At 69.0% G+C, this 14,379-nt stretch carries 15 protein-coding genes; 7 read left to right on the plus strand and 8 right to left on the minus strand.

What is annotated here, in order from left to right:
* Positions 1–515: 515 nt before the first annotated feature.
* On the minus strand, positions 516–701 hold the full coding sequence (locus tag FHR38_RS20150) for a DUF397 domain-containing protein (protein ID WP_184539962.1): 186 nt from the start codon (positions 699–701) through the stop codon (positions 516–518).
* On the minus strand, positions 698–1,477 hold the full coding sequence (locus FHR38_RS20155; protein ID WP_184536133.1) for a helix-turn-helix domain-containing protein: 780 nt from the start codon (positions 1,475–1,477) through the stop codon (positions 698–700). Before FHR38_RS20155 ends, FHR38_RS20150 begins: the two co-directional genes overlap by 4 nt.
* 336 nt (positions 1,478–1,813) lie before the next feature.
* On the opposite strand from FHR38_RS20155, the gene FHR38_RS20160 reads away from it, so the two are divergent.
* The 3 genes from FHR38_RS20160 to FHR38_RS20170 all read left to right on the plus strand — a co-directional run bounded on the left by FHR38_RS20160 (position 1,814) and on the right by FHR38_RS20170 (position 2,697).
* On the plus strand, positions 1,814–1,954 hold the full coding sequence (locus tag FHR38_RS20160) for a hypothetical protein (RefSeq protein ID WP_184536134.1): 141 nt from the start codon (positions 1,814–1,816) through the stop codon (positions 1,952–1,954).
* A gap of 202 nt (positions 1,955–2,156) precedes the next feature.
* Positions 2,157–2,399, plus strand: coding sequence for a hypothetical protein (locus FHR38_RS20165; protein WP_184536135.1), 243 nt, complete (start codon positions 2,157–2,159; stop codon positions 2,397–2,399).
* On the plus strand, positions 2,392–2,697 hold the full coding sequence (locus FHR38_RS20170; RefSeq protein ID WP_184536136.1) for a hypothetical protein: 306 nt from the start codon (positions 2,392–2,394) through the stop codon (positions 2,695–2,697). The genes FHR38_RS20165 and FHR38_RS20170 overlap by 8 nt, the downstream gene beginning before the upstream one ends.
* Positions 2,698–2,986: 289 nt before the next feature.
* Here the strand turns inward: FHR38_RS20170 and FHR38_RS20175 are convergent, their stop codons facing one another.
* Positions 2,987–4,486, minus strand: a complete 1,500-nt coding sequence (locus FHR38_RS20175) for an aldehyde dehydrogenase family protein (RefSeq protein WP_184536137.1) — start codon at positions 4,484–4,486, stop codon at positions 2,987–2,989.
* A 264-nt stretch (positions 4,487–4,750) separates the two neighbouring features.
* Here FHR38_RS20175 and FHR38_RS20180 point away from each other — a divergent pair, with 264 nt between their 5' ends.
* Both FHR38_RS20180 and FHR38_RS20185 read left to right on the plus strand, forming a co-directional pair.
* Positions 4,751–5,371 (plus strand): FHA domain-containing protein, encoded by a 621-nt coding sequence (locus tag FHR38_RS20180; RefSeq protein WP_184536138.1) that lies wholly within the window; start codon positions 4,751–4,753, stop codon positions 5,369–5,371.
* 110 nt (positions 5,372–5,481) lie between these two features.
* On the plus strand, positions 5,482–7,272 hold the full coding sequence (locus FHR38_RS20185; protein WP_184536139.1) for a 3-hydroxyacyl-CoA dehydrogenase family protein: 1,791 nt from the start codon (positions 5,482–5,484) through the stop codon (positions 7,270–7,272).
* Between the two features lie 251 nt (positions 7,273–7,523).
* On the opposite strand, the gene FHR38_RS20190 is transcribed toward FHR38_RS20185, so the two are convergent.
* The gene (locus FHR38_RS20190; RefSeq protein ID WP_184536140.1) at positions 7,524–8,624 is read right to left on the minus strand and encodes an FG-GAP-like repeat-containing protein; all 1,101 of its coding nucleotides are present in this window, start codon (positions 8,622–8,624) and stop codon (positions 7,524–7,526) included.
* A gap of 147 nt (positions 8,625–8,771) precedes the next feature.
* Here FHR38_RS20190 and FHR38_RS20195 point away from each other — a divergent pair, with 147 nt between their 5' ends.
* A complete protein-coding gene (locus FHR38_RS20195; protein WP_376771490.1) occupies positions 8,772–9,098 on the plus strand; it encodes an Rv1322 family protein in 327 nt (108 codons plus the stop codon).
* Between the two features lie 127 nt (positions 9,099–9,225).
* Complete coding sequence (locus tag FHR38_RS20200) at positions 9,226–10,047, plus strand: alpha/beta hydrolase (RefSeq protein ID WP_184536141.1); 822 nt, start codon at positions 9,226–9,228, stop codon at positions 10,045–10,047.
* 46 nt (positions 10,048–10,093) lie between these two features.
* Here the strand turns inward: FHR38_RS20200 and FHR38_RS20205 are convergent, their stop codons facing one another.
* From FHR38_RS20205 to FHR38_RS33285, 4 genes are read right to left on the minus strand one after another with little or no spacing between them, the layout of a single operon-like run.
* Positions 10,094–11,143: a glycosyltransferase family 2 protein gene (locus FHR38_RS20205; RefSeq protein ID WP_184536142.1), complete on the minus strand. Its 1,050-nt coding sequence runs from the start codon at positions 11,141–11,143 to the stop codon at positions 10,094–10,096.
* Entirely contained in the window at positions 11,140–12,189 is a 1,050-nt protein-coding gene (locus tag FHR38_RS20210; protein ID WP_246446659.1) for a glycosyltransferase family 2 protein, read from the minus strand. The genes FHR38_RS20205 and FHR38_RS20210 overlap by 4 nt, the downstream gene beginning before the upstream one ends.
* Positions 12,183–13,025 carry a glycosyltransferase family 2 protein gene (locus tag FHR38_RS20215; RefSeq protein WP_184536143.1) on the minus strand — a complete coding sequence of 281 codons (843 nt, stop codon included), beginning with the start codon at positions 13,023–13,025 and terminating at the stop codon, positions 12,183–12,185. The genes FHR38_RS20210 and FHR38_RS20215 overlap by 7 nt, the downstream gene beginning before the upstream one ends.
* On the minus strand, positions 13,022–14,374 hold the full coding sequence (locus tag FHR38_RS33285) for an O-antigen ligase family protein (protein ID WP_184536144.1): 1,353 nt from the start codon (positions 14,372–14,374) through the stop codon (positions 13,022–13,024). The genes FHR38_RS20215 and FHR38_RS33285 overlap by 4 nt, the downstream gene beginning before the upstream one ends.
* Positions 14,375–14,379 lie beyond the last annotated feature (5 nt).

Raw genomic sequence — 14,379 nt, forward strand, 5'->3', positions numbered from 1 at the left:
CGTCCCAGTGCCATGTCTAAACCGGCGTTTTGCTCAGGATGATCGGCCACTGTCGGGTCCGGTCCGGTGACCGGCTCCTCCGGGGGCGTGTCGATCCCGAAGGCGGCTACGTCGAACTGGTGGGCGGTGATGCCGTCCTCCCCGTGCCCGTCTACGGCCGGCATCCGCGACTGGCCCGCCGCCGGCGCTCGTACCTGGTCGGCATCGCTCTCCGCTGAGGCCGGTGTGTGAACATCTGTTGCTGCTGGGGGGGGCAGCAACAGATGTTCACAAAGGCAGAGGTGCGAGCGGTGCCGCGGAGGGACTGATCAAATCGTGTACGGCTCTGCACGCGCTCGGCACGTCTGTGCTGTTTGCGGCAGCCGGCAGCCGGCACCCGGCACGCGAAAGCACCCCCGCACCGGTCGCCCGGTGTGGAGGTGCCTGTCGTTTCACACCCCGGATGGCGATCTTCGCGAAACGAGGACTGCTCATAGTGGAGTGACCGGTGTCGCCCTCCGGCCTCCGAACGGTGCTCAGCGCTGCGTTGCCATGAACCCTATGAACGACCGCCAGGCCGACGGGTTGAAGGCCAACGTTCCGCCGTCGCGGTCCTTGGTGTCCCGTACCAGCACGACGCCGGGCAGGTTGTCGGCCACCTCGACGCACGTCGATCCGCCGTTGTCGCTACGGGTGGACTTGCGCCACAGGGCGCCGGTCATGTCCATGATGTCGCCGCTTCCTTGATCAACGCTGCTGATGACTCACGTGGTAACGCTTCACTACGGATGCTCTCCCACCGTAGATCGAGCCTATCAATGTCAACCTGATCCGTGACCACGCCTGCGCGCAATGGGGTATCCACATGTCCTGCGTCGCCGGTCTTACCCCTTGCCAGGATGAACCCACCTGCAAGGCCAGCGTGTATACCCTCACCTGGGACAACATGGATTGCGACATGCGGAAAATCCAAGCAGGACAACAGTCGCTCGCACTGCCGGCGCATGATGTCGCGGCTTCCCGCACGTCGTCGGAGCACGCCGCCGTCTATGACGGCAATGAACTGGGGTGGCGAGTCGTCATTGAGGATCGATTGCCGTTCCATCCGTGACGCTGTGCGTTGCTCTACCTCGTCATCCGTCAGAAGACGACTGTGCGACAGCACTGCCCGAGCGTACTCCTCGGTTTGCAGCAGTCCAGGCACAAGCAGGGGTTCGAACCATCTCAACACGCGGGCCGCACGCTCGATCTCGATCCATTCTTGCAGCCAAACAGGGGTAGTCCCGTCGCTCACCAAGTCCTGCCAGAGCGCGACAAACAGACCGCCCGTCTCCAACGCGGCGTCTAGATCCTTCAGGTACCCCTCTTTCGGCGGTTTGCTGCCGGTCTCGATTGCGCTCACGACCGTGTCCGAGACGTAGATGCGCTCTCCGAGTGCCTGCTGAGTCAAGCCGGCCGCGATCCTCCGCTTACGCATCTCGCGAAGCAGAAATTCCATCGGCGAAATTCCCACACCTTCCTCGCTTTCCCGCGTTGCTCCCCGTCGGTTTCTGGCATTCCGTGATCGTCGAGCAAGGCTTCCGAGCGTAGTCGTCCACGCACCAGCATGTATCTATCGGATGTTGGCGCATCGCATCCGATCGGGGGCCACAGCTATCTCTCCCCCGTGCTGTGGTCCCTGTCCTATCTCCAGGTAGAGAGGACTGTCGCCATGCTCTACGGCCGACCGATATCCCTGATCGAGCACCGTCGTGACTGGCGTACCTTGGGCCGGCGCTGTGTGTGCGGTCTGCGATGGCCCTGCCCGGACCGTCACCCGTTCCCGGGCGAAGGGATGCCTCGGGTAAGCGCCGCCTTCCCGGTGTGCTGGAACGCCCCGACCACGCTGTTCGACCCGATCAGCCGGGCCGGCAGCCTCACCCGTGCCCAGAACCGCGGTGCCCAGGGCTACCGTCCCCGCCACGGTGCCCAGTAGTGATCCGCCGCCCGCCCATCTGCCTGCCCCGCTCCCGCTCCCGCCCCGACGAGATCGGACACGGCACCTGCCAGCGCGACCGACGCGGTTACCGAGGCCGGTTCCGGGCCGCACGCCCCTGCGGATGCCCATACCGACCATCGACAGCCCCTGTCTCCGCTCGCCGCCGACCACGGCCGATAAGCGGGAGGCTGGTCTAGTCATGCGTCCGCACGCTGGCGAGGTGTTCCGCGTGACCCGACAGGCGAGTGTCCAGTTTGCTGCGCCAATCCTGTTTCGGGTGATCCGTCCCCACGACTGGCCGACCTACCAGGGCTGGATATGGCTCGACGGCTACCAACTCGACGCGACCGGCGACGCCGTCGAGCGCCGATCGATCTTCGTACGCATCGCCGGACTACAGCCGGTCCCACCGCGTCGCGCCCAGGGGGATCTCCGTGGATGAGGAAACGTTCACCACCCATGCCGTACTCACCGCGTGGATCGATGAGCGTGTGCCGGTGGGCACCCTGATCGCGCTACCGGGCACCTACTACACACCCAGCGCCGGCCCACTGTGGCTGGAGGTTGACCATGTTGGGCTGATCACCCGGGCAGGCAAACGTACGTACGTGCTGGTGTCCGGCTGGGACATGACCGCCCGCGCCCGTGGCCAGCAGGTGCCCCGCGAGGTCTTCGTACGGCTCGACGCGCTGCATGTGCCCGGTGTAGTGGTGCACCCCGACCGGGAGCTTGAGCCGTGACCACACCGCACACCCCGATCCGCCCGCTCTGGATCTGCCGCAACTGCGCCGGCCCATGGCCGTGCGGCGCGGCCCGCCTGCAACTGTTCCGTGAGTTCGCCGACGACCGGATCGGGCTCTGCGTCTATCTCGCCAGTCAACTCGAGCATGCCCTAGTTGACCTTTGTCCCACGCCTCCCGCACTCATCCACGGCCGGATTCTCGGTTGGGTGCCTCCGATGGATTCCTATCGTCCGCGACTGAGGAACCGTGATGAACGGTTACCGTGACGCGTCCCTGGGTGACGTGGTCATCGCCCGTACCGGAGCTTGATCACCTTGACGATCCGATCCACCTGGGCGGGGGTCCGCTCGAAGGTCATCGCGGGGAGCAGGGACCGTGCCCGACGCCGGGTGATGGCCTTGGCCCGACCGAACTCGCGCAGTCCGTCGTCGCCGTGGATCCGGCCGAATCCGGAGTCGCCGACGCCACCGAACGGCAGGGAGGAGACGCCGACGAAGCTCATCACCGAGTTGACCGCCGCCATCCCGGAGCGCAGCCGGCGGGCGAGGTCCAGTGCCCGGCGGCGACCGAAGACCGAGCCGCCGAGGCCGTACGAGGTGGCGTTGGCCAGCGTCACCGCCTCGTCGGCGTCCCGGACCCGGGTGATGGTCAGGGTGGGGCCGAAGGTCTCCTCCCGTACGGCGGACGAGTCCTCCGGCACGTCGACCAGGACGGTCGGATGCACGAACGGGGGCTGTACGGCGTCCGGCCCGCCCAGCACCGCCCGCCCACCTCGGGCGACGGCGTCGTCGATGTGCCGGCGGATGATGTCGATCTGGCTGGGCATGGTGATCGGCCCGAGGTCCGCCCCGTTGCCCGCCCCGACGGTCAGCCGGCCAGCCTTCTCCACCACCTTGGCGACGAAGGCGTCGTGCACCGAGTCGACCGCGTAGACCCGCTCGATGCCGATGCAGGACTGGCCGGCGTTGGTGAGGGCACCCCAGACACAGGCTTCGGCCGCGGCGTCCAGGTCGGCGTCGTCGTCGACGATCATCGCGTCCTTGCCGCCGGCCTCCAGCAGCACCGGGGTCAGGGTCTCGGCGCAGGTGGCCATCACCTTCTTGGCGGTGGCCCCGGAGCCGGTGAACGCCACCTTGCCCACGCCCGAGCGGCACAGCGTGGCACCGACGTCACCGAAGCCATGGACCGCCTGGAGCACCGGGTGCTCCGGCACCACCTCGGCGAAGGCGTCGACCAGCCACTGACCGACCGCCGGGGTGTACTCGCTCGGCTTGAAGACGACGGCGTTGCCGGCGGCCAGGGCGTACGCGATCGAGCCGACCGGGGTCAGCACCGGATAGTTCCACGGGCCGATCACCCCGATCACGCCGTACGGCTGGTATTCGAGGTGGGCGGCGAACTCGGCGACGACGAGCCGGGAGCGGACCCGGCGCGGGCCGAGCACCCGGCGGGCGTTGCGGGCCGCCCAGTCGATGTGTTCGATCGCGGAGACGGTCTCGACGATGGCGTCGGCGATCGGCTTGCCGCCCTCCCGGTGGGACAGGTCGGCGATCTCCTCGATGCGCTGCGCCAGTAGCGCCCGCCAACGCAGTAGTCGCTCTTTGCGGCCGGAGTGGCCCAGTTGTGCCCACCACTCGGCCGCGTCGCTGGCCCGACCCACCGCCCGGCCGACGCTGTCGGCGTCGGCCACCGGGAACCGGCCGGCCTCCGCGCCGGTCGCCGGGTTGGTGGAGACCAACTCGCCATCCTCGATGACCGGAATCCCGGGGGCATGCGTGGCCGTCATGTGCGAAGTCTAAACCCGAAAATTACTCACCGGTACGCTCTGGGCTCGCGGCCCGCCGGTGCGACCGGGCTCGCTTTCGCCTCCGCTGATGACTACGTTAAGGCAGCGAACGGCTACTCATGGTCCGCCGAACCGGTAGCGGGATCTGCCCGACAGCATGGGCAACTTGGTACTGCGGTGCGTGGAAAACGCTGCGGGACGGTGGAAGGGTGCTTTCGGGGACCGGTGCGCGGACGGTTGGCGCGGGAGGCAGTGAACATGCCCATGGCGGACGAGATTGGCCTGTCGCCGCTGCTGACGGTGGTCAGCGGCGCACTGCGGGGCGCGAGCTTCCGGTTACGGTCGGGGCTGACGATGATCGGCCGGGGCGAAGAGGTCGACATTCGCATCGACGATCGTCGGGTCAGTCGACGGCATGCGACGGTGAAGTTGGTCGGCGGCCGGGTGCTGCTCAGCGACGCCGCCTCGACCAACGGCACCTGGCTCAACGACCAGCGGATCTCCGTTGTGCGGGAGGTACGCGACGGGGACCGGATCCGGATCGGCGGCGTCGAGCTACGGTTCTTCGACCCGGGCTCGGCTCCGACCGACCCAGTCGGCGCGCTGAGCTATCGCTCCCTGGTGGCCCCGCGCGCTCCGTTGGCGGACGAATCGGTTGCCCCGTTGGCGGATGAGCCGGTTGTCCCGCACGCCCCGTTGACGGGCGAGCCGGTCGCCTCGCGCTCCCTACTTGCCGACGCGCCAGTGGACGGGCAGACCGCACGGGCGTTGCGCGCCCCGACCCAGGCGATCGTCGCCCGTCGGCCCGGCCGGCTGCTGCTGGTGTTGGGCGGGGGAGTCGTACTCGTCGGTTGGGTGACCTGGGCCTATCTGATCTTTCAGTAGACCGGTGAAATACCCCACCGCATCTCGACATCTCCGGCGCACATGGCAGACTCGCCCGCATAACTTAGCGGCCGTTCACTCGGCTGCTCCGAGTAAGCGGGAGGCCAGCGGTGGCACGCGAGTTCGGCAGCGTCGGCGTGGTCGGGCTGGGCACGATGGGTGCCGGCATCGTCGAGGTGTTCGCGCGCAACGGCGTCGCCGTGGTCGCGGTCGAGATCAGCGAAGCGGCCCTGGACCGAGGTCGAGCCAACCTCACCAACTCCACCGACCGGGCGGTCGCCAAGGGCAAACTCGCCCCCGAGGCGCGGGACGCGCTGCACTCCCAGGTGACCTTCGCCGTCGGTCTCGACGCGTTACGCGAGGTCGATCTCGTCATCGAGGCGGTGCCTGAGCACCTCGACCTCAAGCAGCGGATCTTCGGCGAGCTGGACCGCATCTGCAAGCCCGAGGCCATCCTGGCCACCAACACCTCCTCGTTGAGCGTCACCGAGATCTCCGTCGCGACCCACCGACCCAACCAGGTCGTCGGCGTCCACTTCTTCAACCCGGCGCCGATCATGAAGCTGGTCGAGGTGATCCGGACGGTGGTCACCGAGCCCGAGGTGGTCGCCGACGTCGAGGCGCTCTGCGCCCGGCTCGGCAAGGTCGCCGTCACCATCAACGACCGGGCCGGTTTCATCGCCAACGCCCTGCTCTTCGGCTACCTCAACCGCGCGGTGGGGATGTTCGAGTCGCGGTACGCCAGCCGGGAGGACATCGACGCCGCGATGAAGCTCGGCTGCGGCCTCCCGATGGGGCCGCTGGCACTGATGGACCTGATCGGTATCGACACCGCGTACGAGATCCTCGACACCATGTACCGCCGGGGTGGTCGGGACCGCCGGCACGCCCCGGTGCCGCTGATCAAGCAGATGGTCACGGCGGGACTGCTCGGCCGCAAGTCGGGCCGCGGTTTCTACACCTACGAGAAGCCCGGCTCGCCGGTGGTCGTACCCGACGACCAGACGCCGAACTCGACGCCGGCCGAGGCCACCGACGCCGCCCGCGCGATAACCAAGGTCGGGGTGGTCGGCTCCGGGACGATGGCCACCGGCATCATCGAGGTCTTCGCCCGCGCGGGGTACGAGGTCGTCTCGGTGACCCGGGGTGCGGAGAAGTCCGCGAAGGTCTGCGAGTCGGTGAAGACCTCGCTCAACAAGGCGGTGGTACGCGGCAAGCTCGCCGAGGCCGGTCGCGACGCGGCGCTGGGCCGGGTCACCTGGTCCGCCACGCTGGACCACCTGACCGACGTCGACCTGGTGGTGGAGGCCGTGGTCGAGGAGCTGAGCGTCAAGAAGGCGCTCTTCGCCAGCCTCGACGAGATCTGCAAGCCCGGCGTGGTGCTCGCCACCACGACCTCGTCGCTGCCGGTCATCGACATCGCCATGGCCACCCAGCGCCCGGCGGACGTGGTGGGCCTGCACTTCTTCAACCCCGCCCCGGTCATGCCGCTGGTAGAGGTGGTCCGCACCATCCGCACGTCGGAGGAGACCGTGGCGACCGGGCGGGCGGTCTGCACGGCGCTGGGCAAGACCGGCGTGATATGCGCCGACCGGTCGGGGTTCGTGGTGAACGCGCTGCTCTTCCCGTACCTCAACGACGCGGTGAAGATGCTGGAGGCGAACTACTCCACGGCAGACGGTATCGATCACGCCATGAAGCTCGGCTGCGGTTACCCGATGGGTCCGTTCGAACTGCTCGACGCGGTCGGGCTGGACGTGTCGCTGGCCATCCAGCAGGAGCTGTACCTGGAGTCACGGGAGCCCGGGTTCGCCCCGGCGCCGCTGTTGGAACACCTGGTCACCGCCGGCTACCTGGGCCGCAAGACTGGCCGGGGATTCCGCGACCACACCAACCGCTGACACCGTCCCGCCGGAGAGCCGCCGGTGAGCCGCCGGGCTGGCCCGTCCGAGCGCGCTGAACCAGTTCGGTCCGGCTGGCTGGACCGGCCCGTCCGAGCGCGCTGAACCAGTTCGGTCCGGCTGGCTGAACCGGCCCGTCCAAGCGCGCTGAACCGGCCCGGTTCGGCTGGCCGAACCAGCTCGGGAGGCCGGTGTCTCCGTCGACATCGAAGACGCCAGCCTCCCGATGGTCGGCTTCCCCTGCCCGGCCGTCAGGGCCGGACGGTGACGTTCACCGTGGCGTTGCTGGTCCGGCCGTGCTCGGTCAGCCGGTAGACGAACCGGTCACTGGTGGCCTTTCCGGAACTCGGCGTGTAGAGGACCTTCCGGTCGCTGGTCACCCGGACCGTGCCGTGCTGCGGTGCCGTCACCACGCTGATCTTCGCCTGCGTGGTGGCGTAGTCGTTGTCGAGCACGGCGATCTTCGTCTTGCGACTGCCGTTGATCGAGACCTTGTCCCGGACCGCCCGGGGGGACTCGGTGAACGTGGCGTCCCCGTTGCCCAGGTAGTGCCGGACCTCGTCGCTGCCGTTGTCGGTGACGATCAGGTCGGGCCGGCCGTCACCGTTGAGGTCCTGGGTCTCCACCGACCAGTAGTTCTCGCCGGGGACCTCCCGTCGGATGTGATTCTTGGTGCCGTCGTCCCGGATCACGACCACGCCGCTGGCGGCGTCACCACAACCCTCGACGTACGAGATGACCACGTCCATCGCGCCGTTGCCGTTGAAGTCGGCGAGCCTGAACTGGGGCCACCCGGCGCACCACCTGACCGGACCGGGCGTCAGCCCGCCGCTCGAGGTGTTCAGGTAGGTGACGAATCCCTCGCCCTGATCGGTCCACTGGTAGACGTCCTGCCGTCCGTCGCCGTTGAAGTCGGCCAGTCCGATGTAACTGGGCTGGTGGATGGCGTCGAAGCCGGCCGCTGGCTGGTAGTTGCGCAGCACCAGCAGATCGTGGTCGGCCGTTGGCGGTCGCCCGGCGAACCACGCCAGCACCAGCTCCGTCGAGCCGTCCCCGCCGAGATCGACCGCGACGCCGAGGTCCGGACAACTGATCGGGTCGGTGCCGGTGTCCTCGAGATAGGTGTACGTCTTCGGAGACTTGTAGCCACCGCCGCGCTTGCCCAGCTCGACCTTGACCACGCACCGGTTCGGCTGGACGACGCCGAGCGAGGCGCGGTCGCGTAGTCCGTCGGCGTTCAGGTCGCCGTACATCGGGTCACCGACGCCGCCCGCCCATGCGGCCGGAGCTGCCCCGACAGCCACGGCCATTGTCACCACCACGACCGTTGTGGCGATGCGCTTTCCCCACATGACGCGCCTCCTCAGCGTCTCCCGTCCAGTCTCCATCTGCTGGCGCTAGGGCAACGTTAGTGCGATTTGTGGTTATCTAGCCTGTTCTGACCGTGATCCGACAAAGGCGGTAAAGGATGATGTTGAGTGCCCCGTACCCTGGAGAACGTGAGCCCGCGTCGTAACCGTCCACGTCAAGCAGAGATCCCGCCGCTTGCCAGCGAACGGGCCCGACAGGGCGTGGAATCGGTGCAGTCCTGGCGCGACGGCGAGTGGCAGGTACGCGGCATCCCGGGCGGTGGGGCGGTAAAGACGTACCGCTGTCCCGGCTGTGACCAGGAGATCCGGCCGGGCGTGGCGCACGTGGTGGCCTGGCCGGCGGATGGCCGGGGCGACCTTACCGATCGCCGACACTGGCACACCGGTTGCTGGCGGGCGCGGGACCGGCGGGCCCCCGGGATCCAGCGCTCCCGCAACGCCCCCCGACACGGCTGACCATCACCCCCGGCCCGGCGGTGCTGGTGCACGTCAAGCAGGCGGGGCGGATGCAGCATTCGGGATCTTCGTCACGCTGTTTCGGCCCCGGCTGACGTTCCGGCTGGATCAGGGCGAGACTGGAGCGGTGAGCACCGCCATCCGCGCCTCCTCCATCCTGCCCGGCAACCGGGAGGACATCGAACTGCACACCGCCGACGGACTGCGTCTGGTCGGGGAACTCGCCCGGCCGGTCGACCGGGACCCGGTCGGCACGCTGATCTGCCTGCATCCGCTGCCCACCCACGGCGGAATGATGGACAGTCACGTCTTCCGCAAGGCGGCCTGGCGGTTGCCCGCCCTCGCCGACCTCGCCGTCCTGCGCTTCAACACGCGGGGCACCAGCAGCGTGCGGGGCACCAGCGAGGGGGAGTTCGACAACGGAGTCGGCGAACGCTACGACGTGGCAGCCGCGATCGAGTACGCCGAGTTCGCCGAACTGCCCAACCTGTGGCTGGTCGGCTGGTCCTTCGGCACCGACCTGGCCCTGCGGTACGGCTGTGACCCGACGATCGCCGGGGCGATCCTGCTCTCGCCCCCGCTGCGCTACTCCACCGACGACGACCTGGCGGTCTGGGCCGAGACCGGTAAGCCACTGACCGCACTGGTGCCCGAGTTCGACGACTACCTGCGACCGGCCGAGGCGCGACGGCGGTTCGCGTCGATCCCGCAGGCCGAGGTGATCGGTGTGCCGGGTGCCAAACACCTCTGGGTCGGCAACGCCGAGACGGTGCTGGACGAGGTGGTCCGCCGGGTCAACCCGACGGTGCCGGTGCCCCTGCCCAACACCTGGGACGGTCCGATGGAGACCGGTGACGCCAGCGCCTACGCCGATCGTACGGTGGCGGCGTTCGCCGACCGGCCGGTCCCCGGGCCAGCACAGTCGCGAGCTGGGACCGAAGCGGAATAGACGGCAGCCGGTCGGCTCGGTCGGTACCGGGACCGACTTGGAGTAGTCACGACGTCTTCGCCGGCGGTCCGGGCGCGAGATCTGCGCCCGACGGGACCGTCGGGATCTCCCCGTCCGGCTTGCCTGCGACGATTCCCACGTCCGGCTTGCCTGCGACGATGCCCACGGGCGGCAGTTGGGATACCGGCGGCCAGCCGGGTAGCCAGTTCCGCCGTTGCGCCCACACGCCCCGCCAGTAACCGGCCCGACCGGTGAGCCGGGCGCCCAGCGCGCGAATGGCGATTCCGGTGGCCAACAGCGCCCGACCCAGCGCGGCCCGGGGCCGAGACCAACGAAGCCGTAGGTAGGTCGTCTTGCCGCGTAGCACCATGACCCGCTTGCCGACGCTTGTCGACGACGCCCCGCCGACGTGTCGTACCTGGGCGGACGGCACCAGGGCCGGGCTCGCGCCATGCTCTGTGGCGCGGGCGCAGAAGTCGATGTCCTCGCTGTACATGAAGAAGTCCGGGGCGAGGCCACCGAGTTCGGTGAAGAACGCCCGTTCGATGAGCAGCAGGCAACCGGATGCGGCCGGTACCGGGCCGCCGGTCGTGCGGTCCAGTCCGGGCAGCTCCTCCGGGTTGGTGAGCGGGGAACGACGAAACACTGTGGACAGTCCGGTAGCGAAGCAGACGTACGCCCAGAGCGACGGCAGGGCGAAGACCGACCGTCCGTCGTCCGTACCGTCAACGTGCAGCGTCCGGCCGGCGTAGATCCGATGTGCCGGATGGGCACGGGCGAACCTCACCAGCTCGCCGAGTACGTCCCCGACCGGCTCGGTGTCCGGGTTGAGGAGCAGCAGCCAGTGCCCGGTGGCCCGCGCCGCGCCCACGTTGACCGCCCGCGCGAAACCGACGTTGTGGGCCAGCCGGACCACCCGGACATCGGGGAACGCGCCGGCCACGGCATCGGCCGAACCGTCGGTGGATGCGTTGTCGACGACGATCACCTCGTACGACACGGTCGGACGGGACGCCCGCAGCATCGACAGCGCCCGCAGGATCAACTCCCGGGTCTGGTACGAGACGACGATCAGGCTCACCGCCGGCGGGGTCATCGGGTGCCCCCGCCGGCCATCGTCCGGCTCGACTCGTCCCGCCCCCATGTCGTCCCGGCCGGCGTCCGTCGGGCCGATGCCTCGGCCAGCAGGGTCAGCGCCACATAGCAGGCAGCGGCCGGTAGCAGCCACGGGCGGGGTAGCACCACGTGGACCAGCCAGGAGCCGCCCCGACTGGGGTGTGCCCGGCTGTCCATGGTGCGTAGTGCCGCGTTGCCGGCTCGGACTCGGGCCAGTCGGCGCAGCAGGTCGCGGGTCCGCATCGGACTCTCCGAGGCTGCCCCGGCCGAGGCGACCTCGACCCGCTCACCCACCTGGTAGATCGAGTCGAGGTAGAGGTCGTCGGCGAAGGTCTCCGGGAACCGCTCGAACCGCTCCCGCCCGGCCCGGGACACCGCGATCACCCCTCGGCCGATCAGGGCGTCTCGAAAGACCGGCAGCCGGCGGTTGATGGCGTAGTAGGCGCGTACCAGCAAGGGCCGGCCGGTGGTGACCACCACCCGGCGCGGGGCCACGGCGAGCGGGGTGGGGTGGTCGCCGGCTTCCCCCGGCGAGGATCCTCCGGATGGCGTGTCGACACCCGGCGGCCGGAGTGCCGCCGCGAGTGCCCGTGCATCGGCGGTGCCCAACTGGATGTCGGCGTCGAGGTAGATCCGCGGAAATCCGGTGGCCGTTTGATCGCCCGCGTTCAGTGCGGTGGCCTTGGACGACGCGGGTAGTTCGACCACGGTGACCCCGGCGAAGGAACGGGCCACCGACGCGGTGCCGTCGGTGCAGCCGTTGGGGACCACGACGACCTCGAACTCGCCCGGCTTGGCATCCTCAAGGAGCCGGCGTAGGCACGAGCCGAGCACCGCTTCCTCGTTGTGTGCCGGGACGACCACACTGATCGGCCCGCCGTCCGCCCTGCGGACCGAAGTCCTGTCCACCTCGCCGTCCGAAGCCCGGCCCGGTCCACCGAGCGAGGTCGCGTCCGACTTGCCGGCCGAAGCCATGCCCGCCCCGCCGGCCGAAGCCCTGCCCGCCCCGCCGGCCGGGGTCACCATGGGGCCCGCCCGGTCAGGGCGAGCCGGATCCGGCGGGCGGCGGTACGGCGACGCAGCCGCCAGCCCCGGTATTCGCGCAGGTCCAGCGAGGCGGCCTGGACGACCCGGGCCGAGTGGCGCATCTGTTCGGTCCACTCGGCGATGGTGGTGACGCCGGTCCGGCGGGCGGACAACGGTCGACGGGCCATGAAGTCGGCATCGGTACGGTAGATCGTGCGTGGACTGCGCGGGTCGTCCATGTGGTCCTCGCGCAGGAACGGGTGGTACCACCCGTTGATCCAGCCGTGCCGGGCAGCCCGCAGGCACCAGGTGCTGAACGAGTCGTCGTCGCCGAGCTGGCCGGTCTGTCGTACCATCTCGCGTTTGAGTAGGTAGCCGCTGCCCTGGACCCAGTGGTTGCGTAACAGTTGGTGCCCGCCCGGATAGTCGGCCAGCTTCGCCGCGATCAGCGTCTCGTCGGCGTCCTCGTCGGGGAACCGCCAGGTGCCGACGACCCCGAACCCGGGCACGTCGTCGTGGGCCTGCCGGAGTTTCTCCAGCCAGCCGTTCTCCGGCAGGCAGTCGTCGTCGACCTTGCTCAGCAGGTCGCCGGTCGACTCCTGCCACAACCAGTTCGTCGGTGCGTTCAGCCCGGCGTTGACCGAACTGTGGTGGAAGCGGTGGACCCGGGGGTGGTCCAGGTATTCCTCGACCGCGTCGAGCGTGGGTTGGTCAGTGCCGTTGTGCCACAACCAGACCCGGGCGTCCGGCGGGCAGGTGGTGAGCAGGTGAGGCAGGGAGAGCCGGACGTACTCCGGCCGGTCGTAGGTGATCATGAGAATGTCGATCCCGGTCACGGCGCCTCGCTCTGGTTGACTCGCTCCGCCCGGGTCACCCGCCACAACGCGCCGGCGAGCCCGAGCAGGAGATGCACGGTGAGGAAATAGGTCGAGAAGTAGAGGGCGTCGAAGGTGAAGGCGGTGACGGCGGCGACGCCGAGCGACACCGCCAGGACGGCGGCCAGGTCCCGGTCGCGGGGGCGCAGCGCGAACCGGCGGACCCGACCGGCGACCACGACGCCGAGCAGGAACAGCAGGGCGAGCCCGGCCACGCCGACCACCCCGGTGCTGACCAGGGTGACCAGCCACTGGTTGTCGAGCAGTTGGTATAGCTCCGGCAGCCAGGTGCCGAGCCCTCGGCCGAACCAGAGCCGCTCGCTGATGTAGGGCGCGACGAACTCGTAGTCCTCCAGCCGACCCCGCACGCTGGGGTCGTTCTCGCCGGCGAAGATCAGTGCCCGCAGGGTGGCGAGTAGCCCCGGCCGGACGACCTGGATCATCGCGGTGAGGAAGAAACCGATCACGAGTACGTTGAAGGTCGTGCGCAGCGGCCAGATCAGGACGAACAGCAGGATGGCGGCGGCCAGCGCCAGCACCCCGGTGCGGGAGAGCGAGATCGGGATGACCCCCGCCTGGATGATCGCCAGGGTGCCGTAGATCTGCCGGTTACGCCGGCTGGACGAGAACCTGGCGTAGTGGATGGAGACGATGAGACCGATCACCATCAGCACGCTGAACTCGATGTAGTGGCCAGCCGTCCCGGCGACCCGGACGAGGCCACCCCCACCGCGGTTGTCGAAGCCGATGAGGTCCCGCTGGAACATCAGCACCGGAGGCAGCTTGAGGTAGTTTGTCAGGTCGATTCGGAGGATGAACTGGCTCAGGGCGAAGAGCGCCATGACGGTGGCGCCCCAGGAGACCCAGCGCAGGACGTGGTCGATCCGCTTTCGGGTGAGCACCCCGTCGGCGGCGGCGAGCAGCACGCCGGCTCCGGCGAACGCCATGAGTACCGCGCGGTGCAGGCCGTTGGACTCCAGGCCGGGCATGCCCCGCGACTGCGCCGCGATGTACGACGTACCGATGGTGACCAGGTAGATCGCGATAGCCCAGCGCATCGGCTGACGGCCCCTGGTGACCAGTGCCGGGTGCAGGCGGCTCAACCCCCACCAGACGAGCAGCCCGAAGCCGAGCATGATGCCCGGCTTACCGAGGTCGCTCAGGGGCGGGAAGATCAGCCGGGACGGCAGCAGGTAGGCCAGCATGACCGCGATGACGAGGCCGGCGGTCGCGTCGGGAAAATGGTGTACGGCGGGGGTTATCCCGTCGTAGACGGTGACTGATCTCCGGGTGGAGAGATAGGTCGGCACGTCGC

Origin of the sequence: Micromonospora polyrhachis (genome assembly GCF_014203835.1) — a bacterium.
Classification (GTDB): Bacteria; Actinomycetota; Actinomycetes; order Mycobacteriales; family Micromonosporaceae; genus Micromonospora_H; species Micromonospora_H polyrhachis.

Excerpts from the sequence above, each read along its gene's own strand:
- FHR38_RS20180 (WP_184536138.1), top strand. The coding sequence starts at position 4,751 with ATGGCGGACGAGATTGGCCTGTCGCCGCTGCTGACGGTGGTCAGCGGC.
- FHR38_RS20210 (WP_246446659.1), bottom strand. The coding sequence starts at position 12,189 with ATGGTGACCCCGGCCGGCGGGGCGGGCAGGGCTTCGGCCGGCGGGGCG.
- FHR38_RS20150 (WP_184539962.1), bottom strand. The coding sequence starts at position 701 with ATGACCGGCGCCCTGTGGCGCAAGTCCACCCGTAGCGACAACGGCGGA.
- FHR38_RS20165 (WP_184536135.1), top strand. The coding sequence starts at position 2,157 with ATGCGTCCGCACGCTGGCGAGGTGTTCCGCGTGACCCGACAGGCGAGT.
- FHR38_RS20155 (WP_184536133.1), bottom strand. The coding sequence starts at position 1,477 with ATGGAATTTCTGCTTCGCGAGATGCGTAAGCGGAGGATCGCGGCCGGC.
- FHR38_RS20205 (WP_184536142.1), bottom strand. The coding sequence starts at position 11,143 with ATGACCCCGCCGGCGGTGAGCCTGATCGTCGTCTCGTACCAGACCCGG.
- FHR38_RS20175 (WP_184536137.1), bottom strand. The coding sequence starts at position 4,486 with ATGACGGCCACGCATGCCCCCGGGATTCCGGTCATCGAGGATGGCGAG.
- FHR38_RS20190 (WP_184536140.1), bottom strand. The coding sequence starts at position 8,624 with ATGTGGGGAAAGCGCATCGCCACAACGGTCGTGGTGGTGACAATGGCC.
- FHR38_RS20160 (WP_184536134.1), top strand. The coding sequence starts at position 1,814 with ATGCCTCGGGTAAGCGCCGCCTTCCCGGTGTGCTGGAACGCCCCGACC.